Annotated in this window: 18 protein-coding genes; 14 read left to right on the top strand and 4 right to left on the bottom strand. The window is 33.5% G+C overall.

What is annotated here, in order from left to right; translation table 11 throughout:
- The first annotated feature begins 2 nt into the window (after positions 1 to 2).
- The 5 genes from UGRO018_RS04065 to UGRO018_RS04045 are packed head-to-tail and all read left to right on the top strand — an operon-like array spanning position 3 to position 4046.
- Positions 3 to 914 carry a hypothetical protein gene (locus UGRO018_RS04065; protein WP_416325178.1) on the top strand — a complete coding sequence of 304 codons (912 nt, stop codon included), beginning with the start codon at positions 3 to 5 and terminating at the stop codon, positions 912 to 914.
- 8 nt (positions 915 to 922) lie between these two features.
- Positions 923 to 1108: a hypothetical protein gene (locus UGRO018_RS04060; RefSeq protein ID WP_416325177.1), complete on the top strand. Its 186-nt coding sequence runs from the start codon at positions 923 to 925 to the stop codon at positions 1106 to 1108.
- Positions 1098 to 2885 carry a VirD4-like conjugal transfer protein, CD1115 family gene (locus UGRO018_RS04055; RefSeq protein ID WP_416325176.1) on the top strand — a complete coding sequence of 596 codons (1788 nt, stop codon included), beginning with the start codon at positions 1098 to 1100 and terminating at the stop codon, positions 2883 to 2885. Before UGRO018_RS04060 ends, UGRO018_RS04055 begins: the two co-directional genes overlap by 11 nt.
- The gene (locus tag UGRO018_RS04050; protein WP_463667549.1) at positions 2845 to 3207 is read left to right on the top strand and encodes a glutamyl-tRNA amidotransferase; all 363 of its coding nucleotides are present in this window, start codon (positions 2845 to 2847) and stop codon (positions 3205 to 3207) included. Before UGRO018_RS04055 ends, UGRO018_RS04050 begins: the two co-directional genes overlap by 41 nt.
- Positions 3207 to 4046 (top strand): hypothetical protein, encoded by an 840-nt coding sequence (locus UGRO018_RS04045; protein WP_416325175.1) that lies wholly within the window; start codon positions 3207 to 3209, stop codon positions 4044 to 4046. The genes UGRO018_RS04050 and UGRO018_RS04045 overlap by 1 nt, the downstream gene beginning before the upstream one ends.
- A gap of 23 nt (positions 4047 to 4069) precedes the next feature.
- Here the strand turns inward: UGRO018_RS04045 and UGRO018_RS04040 are convergent, their stop codons facing one another.
- Entirely contained in the window at positions 4070 to 4456 is a 387-nt protein-coding gene (locus UGRO018_RS04040) for a hypothetical protein (protein ID WP_416325174.1), read from the bottom strand.
- Positions 4457 to 4550: 94 nt separating this feature from the next.
- Between UGRO018_RS04040 and UGRO018_RS04035 the strand changes: the two genes are divergently transcribed.
- The 8 genes from UGRO018_RS04035 (at position 4551) to UGRO018_RS04000 (ending at position 13753) form a co-directional block, all read left to right on the top strand.
- Positions 4551 to 4934, top strand: a complete 384-nt coding sequence (locus tag UGRO018_RS04035) for a PrgI family protein (protein WP_416325173.1) — start codon at positions 4551 to 4553, stop codon at positions 4932 to 4934.
- Complete coding sequence (locus UGRO018_RS04030) at positions 4906 to 7263, top strand: VirB4-like conjugal transfer ATPase, CD1110 family (RefSeq protein ID WP_416325172.1); 2358 nt, start codon at positions 4906 to 4908, stop codon at positions 7261 to 7263. Before UGRO018_RS04035 ends, UGRO018_RS04030 begins: the two co-directional genes overlap by 29 nt.
- Complete coding sequence (locus tag UGRO018_RS04025; RefSeq protein WP_416325171.1) at positions 7250 to 8029, top strand: DUF6674 family protein; 780 nt, start codon at positions 7250 to 7252, stop codon at positions 8027 to 8029. Before UGRO018_RS04030 ends, UGRO018_RS04025 begins: the two co-directional genes overlap by 14 nt.
- Positions 8030 to 8054: 25 nt before the next feature.
- Positions 8055 to 8453: a DUF6075 family protein gene (locus UGRO018_RS04020; RefSeq protein WP_416325170.1), complete on the top strand. Its 399-nt coding sequence runs from the start codon at positions 8055 to 8057 to the stop codon at positions 8451 to 8453.
- Positions 8450 to 10177 carry a lysozyme family protein gene (locus UGRO018_RS04015; protein WP_416325169.1) on the top strand — a complete coding sequence of 576 codons (1728 nt, stop codon included), beginning with the start codon at positions 8450 to 8452 and terminating at the stop codon, positions 10175 to 10177. Before UGRO018_RS04020 ends, UGRO018_RS04015 begins: the two co-directional genes overlap by 4 nt.
- 248 nt (positions 10178 to 10425) lie before the next feature.
- A complete protein-coding gene (locus UGRO018_RS04010; protein WP_416325168.1) occupies positions 10426 to 10833 on the top strand; it encodes a hypothetical protein in 408 nt (135 codons plus the stop codon).
- 61 nt (positions 10834 to 10894) lie between these two features.
- Positions 10895 to 11692, top strand: coding sequence for a hypothetical protein (locus UGRO018_RS04005; protein ID WP_416325167.1), 798 nt, complete (start codon positions 10895 to 10897; stop codon positions 11690 to 11692).
- A gap of 1428 nt (positions 11693 to 13120) precedes the next feature.
- A complete protein-coding gene (locus UGRO018_RS04000; RefSeq protein ID WP_416325166.1) occupies positions 13121 to 13753 on the top strand; it encodes an ABC transporter ATP-binding protein in 633 nt (210 codons plus the stop codon).
- A 332-nt stretch (positions 13754 to 14085) separates the two neighbouring features.
- On the opposite strand, the gene UGRO018_RS03995 is transcribed toward UGRO018_RS04000, so the two are convergent.
- The gene (locus tag UGRO018_RS03995) at positions 14086 to 14727 is read right to left on the bottom strand and encodes a VanZ family protein (RefSeq protein WP_416325165.1); all 642 of its coding nucleotides are present in this window, start codon (positions 14725 to 14727) and stop codon (positions 14086 to 14088) included.
- A 599-nt stretch (positions 14728 to 15326) separates the two neighbouring features.
- Here UGRO018_RS03995 and UGRO018_RS03990 point away from each other — a divergent pair.
- Complete coding sequence (locus UGRO018_RS03990) at positions 15327 to 17600, top strand: glycoside hydrolase domain-containing protein (RefSeq protein WP_416325164.1); 2274 nt, start codon at positions 15327 to 15329, stop codon at positions 17598 to 17600.
- A 105-nt stretch (positions 17601 to 17705) separates the two neighbouring features.
- Here UGRO018_RS03990 and UGRO018_RS03985 read toward each other — a convergent pair whose 3' ends face one another.
- Both UGRO018_RS03985 and UGRO018_RS03980 read right to left on the bottom strand, forming a co-directional pair.
- Positions 17706 to 18212, bottom strand: a complete 507-nt coding sequence (locus UGRO018_RS03985) for a hypothetical protein (protein ID WP_416325163.1) — start codon at positions 18210 to 18212, stop codon at positions 17706 to 17708.
- A gap of 2 nt (positions 18213 to 18214) precedes the next feature.
- Positions 18215 to 18799: a hypothetical protein gene (locus UGRO018_RS03980; protein WP_416325162.1), complete on the bottom strand. Its 585-nt coding sequence runs from the start codon at positions 18797 to 18799 to the stop codon at positions 18215 to 18217.
- Between the last annotated feature and the right edge of the window lie 181 nt (positions 18800 to 18980).

Genomic DNA, 18980 nt, shown 5'->3' with positions numbered 1-18980 from the left:
ACATGATGAATTATTTTAATGATATGTTCACAGGAAAACAAGAGCAGGCAAAGAAAGAACGAACACCTGATGAGGTGCAGGCATTTGTAAATGAAAGCAAGGAGAATCGTCAGAAGTGCTATACAATGGCAGATGAGATGGCACTGAAGGTAGGAAATGATCCGGCTTCTTTACAGTTGTATCTTGATGTACAGGGAACCTTTCCTCGTTATTCCGTTAACAATGCGTTATTGTTGGCTGAACAGCGCCCTGAAGCGACACAGATTGGAGATCTTCGCTATTGGAGAGAACAAAAGGTATATATCCAAAATTCAGAATTCAACAACCCTATCCTGATTCTGGAACCCGGAGATGAGTATCGTCGAGAAGATGGTTCCATAGGAACATACTACAATGCGAAAAAAGTCTATGATGTTTCTCAGACAAAACAGTATCACCACAAAGAACATGGCAGGCAGTTTGACATCAACATGCTATGCATGGCGTTGGCAAAGAAATCCCCTGTTTCTTTTTCTTCCGTTACACCGGAGCAGATGCCTGAAGGATATGCGGTCTTGTATGATGATAATAGCAACAAGATTTATATGCGTAACGGATTGGATGATGGAAATAAAGTATTTCAGCTTACTTCGATGGAAATCGCACATGCCTTGATGGCACAGAACAATCCTCAGTATGATCGAAATGAATGTCATATGTATGCGTATGCTGCATCTTATCTGTTATGCAAGCAGTATGGCGTTCCTACAGATGGCTATGAGTTTGATGTTAGTGTACAGGGGGATGGAAAAGAGCCACAAGACATTAAGAAGGAATTGATGAACATCAAAGCAGTTGCAGATGAAATTTCCAATCGTATGGAACCTGCACTGGTAAAAAACAGAGCTGTAAAAGAAGCCGGTTTTGAAAGATAAGGTATCTTATGAAAGAAGTCATCTATACGTTAAGGCTAGACAAATATGATTACGGTATTATTTTGAACACCTTGAATGAAAAAAGAAATCAAATGATCCAGGAGAATGAAGATACGGAAATCATTGACAACACCCTGATGAAAGTCATTGACGCCAATGTCAGAATGAGAGGAAGTGAGCGAAATGAACGTTAAAAATCGGCAATCCTATGTACTGCTATATCTATTTGGAACTGTTCCGGTAGTATGGGTTGCGTTGTTATTTGCACCATACATTTTTGAAGGAGGGATATTCACTCATCTTTCAGAAATGACAAAAGCCTTAAATACCCCATTTCATATCATATGGTCAAAGGATAGCTTAAAAACTATCCTTCTTTTTCTATGTGTCTATGGTATGGGTATTTCCATTTATCATGCGACCAAGAAGAACTATCGTCGTGGCGAAGAACATGGTTCCGCAAAGTGGGGTTCTACTTCAGCCCTCAATAAAAAATATGCCAGTAAAAAGCCCATAGAAGATAAGATACTGACACAGAATGTTCGTATCAGTTATAACGGAAGAAAACATCGGCGAAATGTATTGGCACTTATTTGCGGAGGCTCCGGTGCTGGTAAGACAAGATTCTTTGCAAAACCAAATCTATTACAGGCAAACACAAGTTTTGTGGTGCTTGATCCTAAGGGAGAACTGACAAGAGATTGTGGAAATATGCTGAAGCAGCAAGGATATGAAGTACGTGTATTAGATTTAATCAATATGGATCAATCATACTGCTATAACCCTTTTGCCTATCTGCATTCAGATAATGATGTGCAGAAGCTAGTTACCAATCTATTCAAAGCCACGACACCAAAAGGAGCACAGGCACAAGATCCTTTTTGGGATACTGCAGCATCTATGCTATTGCTTTTCTTAATCTTTTATCTAAGGTATGAAGCACCAGTGGAAGAACAGAATTTCCCCATGGTTATGGAAATGCTTCGTGCGGGCGATGTGCATGAGGATGACGATTATTACCAATCCCCTTTAGACGAATTGTTTAATCGGCTGGAAATGAGAGATTCCAATCATATTGCTGTGAAATACTATCGTGATTATCATTCAGGTTCTGCGAAAACACTGAAATCTATTCAAATCACACTGGCAGCACGCTTGGAGAAATTTAATCTTGAATCCTTGTCAAAATTAACTCAAACAGATGATTTGGACATGAGCAGTATCGGAGAGAAGAAGGTAGCGTTATTTGCAATTATTCCAGATAATGATACTTCTTTCAACTTTCTGATTTCTATTTTGTATACGCAGTTGTTTCAACAGTTATTTTGGGTAGCAGATCATAAATATCATGGTCGCTTGCCTGTCCACGTGCATTTTTTAATGGATGAATTTGCGAATGTCAGTTTACCTGATGATTTTGATAAAATCTTGTCTGTTATGCGTAGTCGAGAAGTTTCTGTATCTATTATTCTCCAAAACCTTGCACAGCTGAAGGCATTGTTTGAAAAACAGTGGGAAAGCATTGTCGGAAACTGTGATGAATTTCTTTATCTTGGTGGAAATGAGCAGAGTACACATAAATACGTTTCAGAATTACTCGGAAAAAGTACAATCGACACGAATACGTATGGAAAGAGTACAGGACACAGTGGAAACTATTCCACCAACTATCAAAACTCCGGTCGTGAACTGTTGACACCTGATGAAGTCAGAATGCTCGATAATGAACTGGCTATTCTTTTTATACGAGGAGAGCGACCAATCATGGATAAAAAGTATGACATCATAAAACATCCCAATGTAGGTATGACGCCGGATAGCGGAGATTCCACAAAGGAATTCCATCATGGAGAGATTCACAATGCAGTGGCTTCGATTACACTGAGCAACGAGTTCACAGCAGCACAAGAATTTGTAACAGAAGAAAACTATGTTTTCATATCTGATGAAAACGAAAAGGAGGAACTATAGAATGAAAGTAGTAAAGAAAAAACTTTCCCGTAGAGGAAAAATCTTATTCACGATGTATGTAGTTGCAGTTGTTATGTTTACCGTTGGAGCGACACCCACCCATGCGGCTGGCGATCCATTACAAGTTGTCAATAATCTATCTGATTTTATCTTTGGACTAGTTAGAGCCATCGGTATGATTTTATTAGGGTTTGGTATCGTACAGATTGGATTGAGTTTAAAGTCACATGATCCATCCCAACGTGCCAATGGTTTTATGACGCTTGCAGGTGGCGTTGTAATCACGTTTGCAAAAGAAATTCTTGATCTAATTGTTGGCTGATGGACAGCGATAACTGGATTGTACAAAACCTGCAAAATGCACTTGATACTTGGAATGAAAAACTGGCAGAGATATGGGCAATCATTACCCAATCCCCCAAAGATTTTAAAGGTGGTGGGATATGGCAGGTCATTGAACAAATCAATGGAGCTTTGATGGCGATTGGTCTTGCCTTGCTTGTTTTATTCTTTGTAGTTGGTGTGGTCAAAACATGTGGCTCTTTTGCGGAAGTGAAAAAGCCGGAACATGCTTTGAAAATATTCATACGATTTGCACTTGCAAAGGGTGTGGTTACCTATGGTCTGGAACTGATGATTGCATTATTTGAAATCGTGCAAGGGATTGTATCAACGATTATGAACGCAGGCGGTTTTGGTGGTGCAACGGATACAGTTCTTCCTGAATCACTGGTAACAGCAATCGAAGATGTAGGTTTCTTCGATTCCATTCCTTTATGGGCGGTAACCCTTATAGGTGGCTTATTCATTACCATATTGAGTTTCGTTATGATTATGAGTGTGTATGGTCGCTTCTTTCGCCTGTATCTTTATACAGCAATAGCGCCTGTGCCTTTATCTACTTTTGCGGGAGAACCATCACAAAATGTTGGAAAGTCATTTTTAAAATCATATTGTGCAGTATGCCTAGAAGGAGCTATTGTAGTACTAGCCTGTATCATCTTTTCACTATTCGCCGCTTCCCCTCCTGCTGTGGACGTGGACGCTGCCGCAGTGACACAGGTATGGAGCTATGTCGGAGAGCTGATATTCAATATGCTGGTATTGGTCGGTGCAGTTAAGATGAGTGATCGTGTGGTTAGAGAAATGATGGGCTTATAAAAAAAGATGCCGAGATTGGCACCTTAGATGATGGGTTCATTTGTATCATTGTAACGAAGTGTTCCCTGAGAGTCTACATAGACATCTTCCAGTTGAATACCTCGTTTCTTTGCTTGTTGTATCTGCCATGAAACATCATCTTCAACAGCCTTGGCATACCGTTTTTCACTGATAAAGTCTTTTAATGATTTCAACCAGCTAAGTATGCTTAATACGATTAAAGCATACAAACCATACAAGACAAGCTGTTCGTGTTCTGTTGTCCAACGTGTAAAAAACGTACTGACCACAGCAACGAGCAGATAGATGAATGGCAAGGTTAGTCTTAGCTTGCCTGCCAGTTTCATGGATACAGATATAAGCAATAATATAAACGTAGCACCTAATGACAATACAGCAAATAGCGGCATAATGATCCCTCCTGTTTGTATTGTAAAACAGTATAACAAATAATGCTTTTGGGTGCAAATGTGCATTTTTTTAAGATTGGAGGTCTTAATATCAATGGAAATAAAAGTGAATAAGGAAATCCGTAATTATACGGAATCTATCTATTTTGGATTGTCACTCAGACAATTCATTTTTTCTGTTCTGTCATGCATCATGGCAATCCTGCTTTACTTCGTCCTTCATCCTTATTTCGGACTAGAAACACTGTCATGGATGTGTATTGTCGGTGTTGCTCCTTTTGCGGCTTTAGGCTTTATCACTTATAACGGGATGAGTGCTGAACAGATCATATGGGCATGGATCAAATGCGAGATATTGATGCCAAGAACAATAAAGATGGAAACACACAACCTATATTGGGATATATTACAGCCTTATTTCAAAGAACAAGAAAGAGAGGTGCTGAAACGTGATAAAAACACTCACAAGCATAAATAAACAGGAAAAAGAAAAATATAAGATTCCAAGAAAGATTCAGCAGATCATACCGATTGATACGGTATATCACGATGGAATCTTCAAGGTAGGAAAAAATAAGTTTTCCATGACGTATAAATTTACAGATATTAACTATGCGGTTGCCAGCAAGGAAGATAAGGAAGCAATGTTTCTTGAATATTCAGAGCTTCTCAATTCTTTTGACAGTGGCGCAACAACCAAGATTACGATTTCTTTGAGAAGATTAAATAAAGATAATTTTGAAAAAGAAATTTTGTTGCCCCTCAAGGAAGATGGCTTGGATATATACAGAAAAGAATACAATGAAATGCTTTTAGATAAAGCAATGGGAACAAACGGTATGATTCGAGAAATGTATCTTACCGTTTCTGTATTTAGAAAAGACTATGAAGACGCAAAGACCTATTTTAGGAGAGTTACCACAGATATGACAACACATCTAGCTAGGCTGGATTCCAAATGCAGAATTTTGAATTCTGTAGAGCGATTACAGATCTTGCATGATTTCTATCGAACCGGCGAAGAAGTTGCGTTTCAGCTTGATCTAAAGCAGTTGATGAAAAGAGGTCATGATTTTAAAGATTATATCTGTCCGGATAGTTTTGAATTTCGCAAGGATTACTTCGTGATGGGAGAACGATATGGTCGAGTTCTCTTCCTAAAGGATTATGCAAGTTATATCAAGGATAGCATGATTGCGGATCTTACGGATATGAATCACAATATGATGATGAGCATTGACGTGATTCCGGTACCAACAGATGAAGCGGTACGAGAAGTAGAAAATCGTCTGCTAGGTGTGGAAACCAATATCACAAACTGGCAAAGACGGCAGAATGCCAATAACAATTTCTCTGCAGTGATCCCCTATGACATGGAGCAACAACGGAAAGAAGCAAAGGAGTTTCTCGATGACCTTACGACAAGAGATCAAAGAATGATGTTTGCAGTTTTAACATTTGTATTGACAGCTGATAGCAAGGAACAGTTGGATATTGACACAGACACATTGATGACAACTGCACGCAAGCATCTATGTCAAATGTCCCCACTTAATTTCCAACAGATGGATGGTTTAAATACCGCTTTACCGATCGGAGTGCGTAAAATCAATGCCTTGCGTACCCTTACAACCGAAAGTCTTGCGGTACTGAATCCGTTTCGTGTGCAAGAAATCATGGATAAAGATGGTATCTACTACGGCGAAAATGCCATATCACATAACTTGATTATGGTAAATAAAGAAAATTTGTTGAACCAATCGGCATTTCTACTCGGAGTACCGGGATCTGGGAAATCGTTCAGTGCGAAAGAATTGATTGTGTTTTTAGCACTCAGTACCAATGATCATATCTTGGTCTGTGATCCCGAAAACGAGTATTCCGCATTGCTCAAGGCATTAGGCGGAGAAGTTATTCACATTGCTGCCGGCAGTGATGATCATATCAATGCGATGGATATGGTAGAAAATTATGGAGAAGGAAAAAATCCTGTTATAGACAAATCAGAATTTATCCTTTCTCTATTTGAGCAACTGGATAAAAAAGGGATAGGACCAAAAGAAAAGTCCATTATTGACCGCTGTGTGTTCCTTGTGTATGAGGATTACCAGAATGGTGGAAAACTTCCTACATTGGCACTTTTAAGAGAGAAGCTGTTAGAGCAACCCGAAAAAGAAGCAAAGAATCTTGCACTTGAATTAGAGCTGTTTACCAATGGTTCATTAAATGCGTTTGCGCATAAGACCAATGTAGATACCAATAACCGCATGATTGTTTATGACATCATGGACTTAGGCAAGCAATTAAAGACAATGGGACTACTGGTAATTACAGACGCTATGCTGAATCGTGTCACTGAAAACTGGCGGAAAGGTATCCGTACACATGTATTCATTGATGAGTTTCATGTGGTATTTGAAAACGAATACTCAGCTTCATTCTTCAACAGTGCTTGGAGGCAGTTTCGAAAACGTGATGGTTTTCCAACAGGTATCACGCAAAATGTGGAGTATTTGTTGGATTCTGTTATGGCAAGCACCATGTTATCGAACAGCGAATTTGTGGTCATGTTAAATCAGGCTTCGCAAGACAGAACGAAACTAGCAAAAATGTTGAATATTTCAGATGAACAGATGTCGTATATCACTAATGCTGATGCAGGATGCGGTTTGATTAAATATGGCAGCTCTTTAGTGCCTTTTATCAATCGTTTTCCTACAGATACAAAATTATATCAGCTTATGACAACGAAACCAACGGATAAAAAGCCAAAGGAGAAAGGAGTATTAAATAATGGAACAGAATAAAAATTTGATGGATCAAGAGAATATGAAGAAATTCCTTCAGTTACTGGAGGAAAACGGAATGCATGATGAAAAGCTGAGCGTACAGCTGCTTGCCGGTTATGTAGATCAAATGGAATCACAGTTTACAACGGTGCTAGAGGAATTGAAAAATGTGCGACAAGAATTAAGTACGATTCAAGATAAGACCTTGCGGGCAACAGCAGGCAGAGCAGTGGATAAAGTTGTTGTTAAAGTGGAAGAAGCAAAAAATCAGGTCATAAAATTGAAAAAACACATCATGAAATCTGTCGATAAGGCAGTTAGTGATTTTAAGGAACATGGGAAATCAGCTTTAGTAACTGCTATGAAGTCATTGAATGTAAAAGGTCTATTGGAAACTATCAAAGGAAGCTTAAATCATGCTGTGCAATCTGCGGATCATGGCATCGACCATCTGACAAAACTAGGCGATAACATTCATTCTGCAAGTCATCACTTGAAGAATGCCGGCAGAGTGTTAACAGGAAAAGAAGCAGATAAAATACCTACACGAGATACAGAAAAAGGAGTACTGGCGAAAGCACAAAGCGGTTTATTCGCTTCTATGAGTGCCTTAACAACGATGGCAACCAAAACAGATAATACGATTCATTCTTTGAATGAATTTGAACAGAAGCATGAGCCAAAGAAATCAGTCAAATCAGAATTGAAAGATATTAAAAACAAACAACATCAGGAAACATCTACTATAAAGATGGGAAAGGAAAAGGAACTGGAGCAGAGATGATCTGCTTCAGTTTTTAGGTTATGATATGCAAATTAGATTTCATTCAGAAGAGCATCGCAATTTCTATTTGAATTGGATGAAGAGTAGTCCTAGGCAGGATTCTTATCATCGTGCATTATTTTATACACTTGGAATCAATCAGGATTGCAGAAACAATATACTCTCTTTATATGATCCGAAAGAGGATCGTATTAAACCTGATGGATTATATCAGCCTTGGCAAACCAGTGGTTCTGAATGTGCCACTAAATTAGCATTCAATTTATGGAATGGTTTTATGTGGGAAGGACACGAACAAGAAAGTACTCCGTATGATTTGTTCGCCTGTGAACACGCTCCTTATTTCTTTGAAGCGATTAAATTACGTTATCCGGAATATTGCAGGGATTGTCAAACAAGAAATCCTAAAGAGTTTGAACGATGAGTAAAGATATTAAAACCAAGAATACGATCAAAGATATTAAGGCGATTGATAAAGCAGCAGTCGCAGGAGAGCATATTCGTAATATAACCGCTAAGACAAAAGAAAGCATAGAGGAAACCAAGGATTCTCAATATACCAGTCCCAATGATTATGCGACAAATCAGGTAACCATACATGGACAACATGTTGTTGACCAGTCTGCAGTAAATGCTAAGATTCAGATAGCAAAAGGACATCGCTATTTGAAAGATAAGCGAAATAAGCAAGAAGATATGGTTCTTGATTCAGAAGAAGATGTAGAAACTCCAAGTCCACAAACAAAGTCCAAATCATTGAAATCAGATACACATCGTGCAACAAAAGAGCCAGCTCATGAGGTAGAGGAACATCCATCTAAAATCAAAACAAGAGAGTCAACTTCTAAGGGAATCAAAACAACGGATCGTAATTCATATAAAAGTAAAACTTCATCGAAAAGAGAAATCAAAAATGCAGCAAGGAACGGGAAAGCATTAAAAGATACAAGCAAAGTATCCCTGAAAACAACGCAAGAGCTTGCGAAGCAATCAGCGATTGAGTCAGCAAAAGTATCTAAGGAATCATTCCATGCTGTTAAAATCCTAGGACGTAAATCCTTATCGTCTATTAAGTCAACCACAAAGGCTGCAAAACGGGCAATCGAAGCTACAAGGACAGCAATAGCTTTCCTATGTTCCATAAGTTCTATTGCTCTATTAGCAATCTTGTTGATTGCCTTGATTGGCGGTATTTTTATGACAGGTAGTTCTAGTAGTGGCGTAGGAAATCAGTTATCTCCTGAAGTCATTGCCCATACAGAAACATTGCAGAAGTATGCGGATGAATATGAGATTCCCCATTTTCTTAGTGCATTACAAGCAATCATGATGCAGGAATCAGGTGGTAGAGGAACTGATCCAATGCAAGCCAGTGAGTGTGCATATAATAAAAAGTATCCCAATGTTCCAAATGGTATCACTGATCCGAATTACTCTATTCAGGTTGGTGTACAAAATTTTGCAGAATGTCTGAAGCAGGCTGAATGTAATGATCCTTTAGATATACCAAAACTTAGCTTAGCTTTACAAGGATATAATTATGGTAATGGTTATATTAGTTGGGCAATCAAAAACTTTGGAGCATACTCACAAGGAAATGCAAAAGTTTTTTCAGATGAACAAGCACGTAAACATGGATGGAGTAGTTATGGAGATCCAGAGTATGTTCCTCATGTATTACGCTATTATCAATTTGCCGGCATGGGAACAAGTGGAAGTAGGCTAGTTGATATAGCAGTTTCACAAATTGGCAATCAAGGCGGTACTCCTTATTGGTCATGGTATGGTTATAAAGAACGTGTAGAATGGTGTGCTTGCTTTGTGAGTTGGGTGGCCTATCAATCTGGTGATCTTGATATAACGATTCCAAAATTTGCGGCGGTAGTTGACGGAGTCAAATGGTATAAAGATAGAGGACAATGGAAAGATAGAGGGCATATCCCTAAGAGTGGAGATATTATATTCTTTGATTGGGAAAATGATGGTACACCAGATCATGTAGGCATAGTGGAGAAAGTAGATAATGGAATAGTTTATACGATTGAAGGAAATTCCAATGATCAATGTAAGCTAAATTCTTATTCTTTTGGTAGTATCATTATATTTGGATACGGAAAGAATGAAAATCATTTAAAGTTTTATGCATAAAGTAATATTTCATTAAATTTTTTAATCAAAAAAGTCTAAAAATCGATATGATGAGACGATTCGCATTTGTTTATAGATATCAATTATTTACTATTGAAGCGTAGCAATGTCTAAAAAAGGCTTTTTTGTGTCTTAATGACCATTTTATGATAACTTTATTTTGATATAATTTATGCGTAGTCATTAGAAAATTTTGATTACACGTTTTGATGTTATAAGGTGTAAAACAAAAAGGAGGAAAAACAAGGATGAAAAAATCGAGTATTTTAAAAGCAGGATTAATGTCCCTTATGCTTATGGGAACACTAGTTACTGCAAGCGCATACAATGGAAAATATACACTGAATTTGACTTCAGGTTGGTTGAGTCCATGGGCATATACGAATTATGTTTATAAGGTTACAAACAATGAAGCGCCAATTATAAAGTGTACAAATACATCAGGAAGTACAAACAATTTCGAATATGATATGGCGAATTCAAATGGAGAATCACGTGTAGTTGCATTCACCCAAGCAGGTACATTTGGATATCATGTTTGGTCACGTTTCAATGCTGTAGGGGGATATCAATATGCTGCCCGTGCAACTAGACACGGAGGTGCATGGAATTCTTCAGCAACAACGTACGGAAATTGGAGTCCTGATTCATACTAAATAAAATGAATTAGACTATCGTTTACACCTTATAACATCTCCTAATTGAGGAGGTCTATGTATGTTCCAAGAGATAAAACGAGCTTTGCTGAAAAAATCTAATATTATTTTATTTATTCTTATTGTTTGCTTAATGCTAGTAAATACGTATTATAAGGGATGGCGAACAGCACTTTTAGCTAAACCATCAATAGAATTTACTAGACAAGATGATTTGTTGTTTTTTAAACACTATTATGGAAATGTATTTCGTGTATGGAGTGGCTCATATTACATGGTTCAAGCATTAGCTCCACTTATTCTTATATCGCCCTATATATTATCATATTATGAAGAAAAGAAAAATAACTTCAGAAATTTTATGACTGCTCGTGAAGGAAGAAAGAAGTATTTAATAAAAAAAATTATGGCTATTGCAATATCAGGTACAATGCTATTGGCCATGGCTGAACTATGTTTTGCAATTATAACATATTTCTTCACATACCATGATGTTGATTTAGAATTTATTGAAAATTTGGTTTCTTATAAAGAATCATTTTTTCTCAAAAACCCATATGTTTACTTTTTATTATTATTTGGAATGCAAACAATTTATTACTTTAGCTTTATCGTATTTTCAGTTGGGATTACGGCAATGCTAAAAAATAAAATTGCAATCATCATTGTTCCATTTTTAATTGTTGGCGTATTGGATATGATTTTCCCATCTTTTTTGCAACCCAATGTAGTTATGCAACCACTAATATCAACAAATTTCACTTTATATGGTTTTATAATCATGATAATTGTATATTTACTTATCGGAATTATCAGTTATGTATTAAATGAAAATAGATATTTAAAAAGCGGTAATTGATATATGAATCTAATAAAAGAAAAATTTAAAATAGTTTATAAATCTAAACTTACTTATTTAGTCACCTTTGCAAATATTTTTTTTATTATAGTAACAGCGCATATGAGCAATACAAATGACTTTTATGGATACTTATCAATCGTTACAAATGATTTATATTTATGGTTAGTATTTATTCCTTCCTTAGTGATAATACACAAAAATGGTATATATATCATTCTTTTAAATTATGTTTCTAGATTTCAATCGAAAAAAAATTATGTTTTAATTGATTCTATATTTATAGTATTGTCAACTATTCTTATTTGTTTAACTATAACTATAGTACCTATTTTTTATTTTACACTTGTGTTAGGGAATTTTTCGGTTATTATATTATACAATATAATGTTTCTTGTAATACGATATTTTCTATTAGCCTGTATAGCACAGTTATTGACATACTATAGTATGTTACATTTCCAAATTATTCAAAAAAACAGTAATTATATTTGTTTAATTCCTATCTTGATATTTTTTGTATTGACACTTCCAACAGAATTACTGAAAATTTTTAATAATAATTTTATTCTGATATTAGATTTTTCTGCTGGAGGTAATTATTTAAGGCAACAAGAAATTATGAAACTGAATGATACGATATTTTTGAATATACATCTTATAGGATATATGGTTTTCTATTCATGGATAGAGCAAGATTTACTTATCAACAGATTGGAGTTTAATGAATATGATAACAGTAATGAGTCTTAATAAATTGATATGGAAAGAATTCAAAACACTTATTATTGTCAATCTACTTTTGTTTTTAGCAATTGATTTTTTGTTTTTAGTCTTTATTATGAAACCAATAGATGAATATAGTTCATATATTCTTTGGATTGGTGGAGATAATAATCATGTCTTCAGTTTAAGCTTATTGGTATTCAAATTGATAAACATCTCAATAATATTCATGTTTATTGGAAGAATTATAGAAAAAGTAAGAAGTGAAATAGCGATTTTTATACTTTCAAGAATTAGTAGTTATAAAAAATTCATGAATTCTGTATTAGTCATTATTTTATGCTATGGTGTTGCTCTTACTATGTTGTCTAACATAGTATATTTTATTCTTTCCAGAGCATATTTGATAAAACAATTAGAATTAGTAGAATACATTGTCGCAGATTGTTTGAGCATAGTCAGTATGATAGTGATTTATGTGGTATTAGAATGTATAATTCAGTTTGAATATAGTTTCATTTCTATTCTAATTATATATTGTGCGAACACAATGATACCAATTAACATTCCTTTAGCGATTTCAACATCAAAATTTATAGAAATAGAAACAAATTATATACCATATGTTTTGATGTTGTTTACAATAGATTTTATTTCAATTTTTTGGTTTAAATATTTAATTAAAAAGAAGGAGGTTGTTCTATGCTAAAAATAGAACATTTATCAAAGAAGTTTAAAAATCATATCGTAATTGATGATATCAATATCGAACTTGATTATGGCAAAATTTATGGTTTTATTGGTGCAAATGGATCTGGAAAGTCAGTTTTTTTCAAACTGCTTTGTGGTTTTTTAAAACCAAATAAAGGAACCGTTTTATTCAATGGAAAACAAATAGGGAAAGATTTGGATTTTATCCCTGATTTAGGTGTTTTGATAGAACGACCAGGATTTATTGAAAATTACAATCAATTTCAAAATTTAAAGTATTTAGCAAGCATTCGAAATAAAATTTCAGATGATGAAATAAAAAGATATATTTCATTAGTTGGATTGGATATTAATAATAAAGATAAGGTTAAAAATTTCTCTTTAGGAATGCGTCAGCGGCTGGCAATAGCCCAAGCAATTATGGAAGATCAAAAAATCATAGTATTAGATGAACCATTTAATGGATTGGATAAAAAAGGTAGGAAAGAAATTAAAAACTTACTTATCACTCTAAAAAGCAAGGATAGAATCATTTTATTAACTAGCCATATTGAAGGAGATATTGAAGAATTAGCAGATTCTGTATATGAATTTAATAACGCCACTCTCACTCAAATATTTTAAATGTTTAAGGATTACACAATAAAAGCAAAAAAGTAAATGTAAAAAATATTAGAGGCATTAATGGGTGTAAATAGATAAAATATTTAACATAAAAATTGGTAACTCAAAAGAGGTAATAACCAGTAAATTAATTTGGCAATCTATCCTATGTGTTTTGATTTTAAAAAAGAAAATTCTAAAAGTTGTAATGTTGTTCGAATGTTGAACACATTACTTTTTTTATGCCTTCTGTATTAATGTAAAAAAGGCACTTTAATTGAGCAACCGGACTATCTCCTTTGTACCACTAATGAAGATCTTCAAGGAAGAAACATAAATTCTCACTGTGTTGCTTAAAGTGCTATAAAATTTATGATAATAGATCTAAAAAATAATTGAATGAAAATAATGATATAAATTAATACCTCTAACTTACTAAATCTAATATTTTTTTTGTATGTATTCTCGTTATTTTTTGGAAAAAAATGTGTTATAACTAGCTGTGCTTTTTGTGAAAATATCTTAAATAAAATATATCCTATTAAGCCTCCTAGTGTATTAGAAATCAAATCTGTGATATCGCATACTGCTAATCCTCTAATTGAAAACAATTGCAAAACCTCGATACAAGTACTTAATAAAAATGTATAACAAAGTGTTGGTATACATTTTTTTTGGGTACAGAAAGGTAATAAAATACCAAATGGAACCATCATTAAGATATTCAATCCAAACTCCTTTACGGCTTGACCATTACCTTGTATTATATCTTTAAATAGAATGAGATTAAGATTGTTGAAACTAAAATTGGTACCAGAAAAGGGTGTAGGAAAAACAACTGGAAGTAATGTGAAATATAGTAAGAAACATATGTAAATATAGAACACTGTCTTTACAAAAAAAGTATATTTGCAGTTTTTCCATTGTGGATAAAAATGTAGCCTGTAGATAATAAGTAAACTAATAGCATCAAAAATAGTATATAGTTTGAACATAAATTCATCCTGCTTTCTTTATATAAATAATGCTTGTAAGAACACTTATAATTATAACATAATTACATATGTCAATTTATTGTGTTTTTTGTTTTACGGTATAATATATTTATGTTCACTCAGATTAGCAATAAATAATGGTATTCAATATATTGCTATAAAATAAAAAATGTTATTGAAAGTTTGTACTTAAAAATAAGTTTTTCATCACAGGTTAATTGATCGTTTTTTATCAATTACATCTATAAGAATTTTGAGTACAGTAATTATTATTAGCAGGACATAAGTTTAATTGACATATCCTAAATGTCTGTTTACAACTGATATAATTGGAGTAAATAATTATGATACTAAAAAATATAAATATCAAAAAATGAAATCCAATAAATATTGCCTGAAAGAAATGGTTGTTCATATATAGTTATAATTAAAGAAATCTAAATTTTGGGGTAAAAATATAAAAAATTATTATTTGATAAAACTAAGATAAAATAAATGTTTAAGACAGTAAAATTAGATTTAAATCATGGTTTATTGTTAATTACTAAATTAAAATATATATTATCCTTAGGGATTATTCCAAAAGGAGGATATTTATTATGGAAGAAAAGAATTCAAGCATTATAACGTTTCAGAATTGGTTAAACACGATATTTGGTGGAAGTGCAGGCTGGATTCCAGTTGAAGTTGATGGAGCTACAGGTACCAATTTAATGCAAGCGACCGTAAGAGCATTCCAAATTGAACATGCTATTACACCTACTGGAGTATTAGGACCAGTAACGGCTGAATGCATGAAAAATTTGAAACCTATTACTAAAATGGATCCTAATGATGAACCAAGTGTTGATGTATGTTTAATTCAAGGGGCGTTATTTGCAAAAGGATATAATGCTGGAGGAATAACAGGAATATACTATAATACTGGTATTGCCGCAGTTAAATCTATGCAAAGTGATGCAGGTTTAGAAGAAACAGGTATTGTAGATTGGAAAGTATGGTATGGACTTCTGTCTCTTTATTGGTTTGAAAAAGTTTTTGGTGGTGATAGTGATATTCAGACTATACAAAGACAATTAAATACATCTTATTCTGATTATATTGGTGTAGGTCCATGTGATGGTATTATGCAACGCCATACTGCTTTAAGTTTACTGGCCGCTTTACAATTAGAAACTAATGTAATAAGTAAGGAATGGATCGAAGATTTAAATGAATTAAATTTTGGACCATTAACAGCGTCTGCATTCCCAACGCTATATCAAGGGGGCAATAAAACTAAACTCAACAAAATTCTTCAGTATTCTTTATATGTAAATGGTTTTGATCCACAAAGATTTGATGGTGTATATGATGCTACAACAAGCAAAGCAGTTAGTGATTTCCAATCTTTTGCTGCCTTAAAAAATCTTGAAGGCGTTGTATTAGGTCAAGTTAATCATATCACGATGCATTCTTTATTAGATAGTAGAGGCGATCCTGATAGAAAGGCAAGAGCATGCGATTGTGCAACCGTATTAAATAGACAACAGGCTATAGACTTAAAAACAGCAGGGTATACTCATGTTGGTCGTTATCTTACTGGAACAGTTGGGAATGATTTTATACCAAAATTTATTACGTATGATGAAATTGACAATATTGAAGCAGCAGGACTATCCGTCTTCCCTATCTATCAAGATGGTGGATGGAGTTTAGATTATTTTAAAAATCCATCACAAGGATTTATTGATGGTATGACAGCCATTCTAGCCGCTAAAAGAATTGGTATACCTAATGGAACAACTATCTATTTTGCAGTTGATTTTGATGCGTATGGATACCAAATAATGACATTTATTATTCCATATTTCAAAAAATTAGCTACTGCATTTAAATCAGATGATAATGATAAAAATTACACATTAGGAGCATATGGTCCTAGGTATATATGTTCCCAGCTATGTGATAAAGGTTGGACCAAATATTCCTTTGTGGCAGGAATGTCTACTAAATTCGCTTGCAATATAGGTTATCCATTGCCTAAAAATTGGGCATTTGATCAATTTCATGAATTTGCCGGAACTCAAGATAGTCCTGCATTTCCATCAAATCCATCATTTCCTTTAGATAAAGTTGCTTATTCAGGGGCAGATATTGGAATTACAAAATTTGATAAGGTACCACATAAGACAGATAAAGAATTAGAAAAAGAGATAGAGGATGCTAAATTAGAAAATTCTAGAAAAGAATTTATATATAACGTATTAGATTCGTTTAATTGCCTTGATTCTTTAATTGATTTAGGAATTTCATATGATCATAAAATTCTTTTGGAAACATTTGCAACAGATTTTGCTACTACTGAAATTAGTACAACAATATCATTTGCATTATCACAGGATAAGACGAACGTAAAACTAGATGTCAATATAGATAATTCCGGCGAATTATCCACTACTTTTAAAAAGCAAGTAAATGATCTTTGTGCAGAAATCGAATTACAAGATTTTGATTCTAATCTATTTAACGTTAGTCAGTTTGAAGAAACAGTAAATAAGGTTGCAATGTCCATTAAATCAGGAAACATATCATTTTCAGTAAAAGTAGAAAGTTATAATGTATGTGTATTTAAAATAACGGCTGAAAAGGAACATTTAATGGATCAATCATTTGAAGGAACAGATTCTATATCTGTTGCTGTAGAAGTTAAAATAACATTGCATAAAAATAAATTTGATGATAATAAATTTCAACTAGAGCCAGAATTGGCATTAGCAGGATTGGCAGTATTGGCTATGTTTGCATTTGCCCCATATTTAGCACCAACTATAGCTCCAGAAGCTGGGTTATTAATTTATCAAGTAATGCAATCAGGCGCATTTATTTTATAAACTGAAAAGTGATTCTTTTAAAAAAGAGATTAATTGAGTAGATTTTAGCGTAAAAAAAGAAGATAAGGCTTGATCATCATTGGACTATATCTTCTTTTTTTACGTTTAGTCACAAGCTTCAAGAAGTATCTTTGATGTATATGTATGTCCATTTTCTTCATACTCACAAATGATTAATGGAATTATTTCTTCATTAACATTTGACATATCTTTTCTGATATATGTTACGTTAGAAAAAGATTTTTGATAATAATTTCTTTTATCAGCATTATAAGTCATGTTGAAACTTGTTCTTCCAGTTCTACCTTTACTATAAAACGTAAAAAAACCATATGTAGCATCTAGAGAAACCAATAATTTATTATTGTCAGGATATAATGTCCTGTATGCGGTTTTTAAATTTTTTATCTCTATATCATCTTCATACATTCTAGCCACAATAATCATAGGTTTTTCAATTTCAAAATCAAACGTGTATGCTGTTTTTTCATTACCGTTTAATATTTGATCATATAGTGCCGCTTCTTTGTTTTCAACGTAATATATTTTCGTAGATGTTTTTGTAGTAGAGAGAAAAATAATGGAAGATAAAATTATTAAAAGTTTTTTCATGATCATACCTCCATCTTGACTGTCACATAAAACTTATCGGGTTCTATATTTGTATTATCTATATTTATATCATTTATATAAAATTCAACTTCATAAAGCACTTTACTTGAGTTAAGGTCTGTTTCTTCAATATAAGTAATAGGATTTGATGCAGAGGCTTTTATTTTATAACCTACAAAATCATTTATATCATTGTTCTGTTGCTTTATAATCTTACCATTTTCTATAAAAGCTGTTTTTAATACAAATTGATCATATGCCTGCATGATTACTTGTTTTTCTTGAGAAGAAGGAATGTCCATAACATTGATTTTTTTTTCTTTATCTTTAAATCTAAGATTTATAGTTAACGTATATGGTTTATCATGAGGTTCTAGTTCAAAATGATAAATACAGAAATAATTAGTATCTGTGCGTGGAGAAATTGCAAATATTTGATATATTTGTTTTTGTTCATCGCTATCTTCGAGATTATAAATATAGTCGTGATCTTGCCTAACTATTTTTTGAGAATTGTCATGTTGTGACGTGTTAGCATTGCATGCACTCATGAATAACATTAAGAAAACCAAAAGAATCTTTTTCATAAACATCCTCCTCGAACATAGTATTATGATACCATATTATCTAGTAAAGTTAGTTTAAATCATTATATTTTAGAACATAAATAAAAGATTTTAAACAATTATGATTATTAATTCTTAATTACATGATAAAGTGATTAATAATGATATTTAATCAGGGTATAAAAATTATTCTTACAAAGAA

It is taken from the genome of Hoskinsella mucinilytica (assembly GCF_045223415.1).
In the GTDB taxonomy this organism is placed as follows: Bacteria; Bacillota_I; Bacilli_A; order Erysipelotrichales; family Erysipelotrichaceae; genus Hoskinsella; species Hoskinsella mucinilytica.
This window is presented reverse-complemented; position numbering and strand designations above follow the sequence as displayed.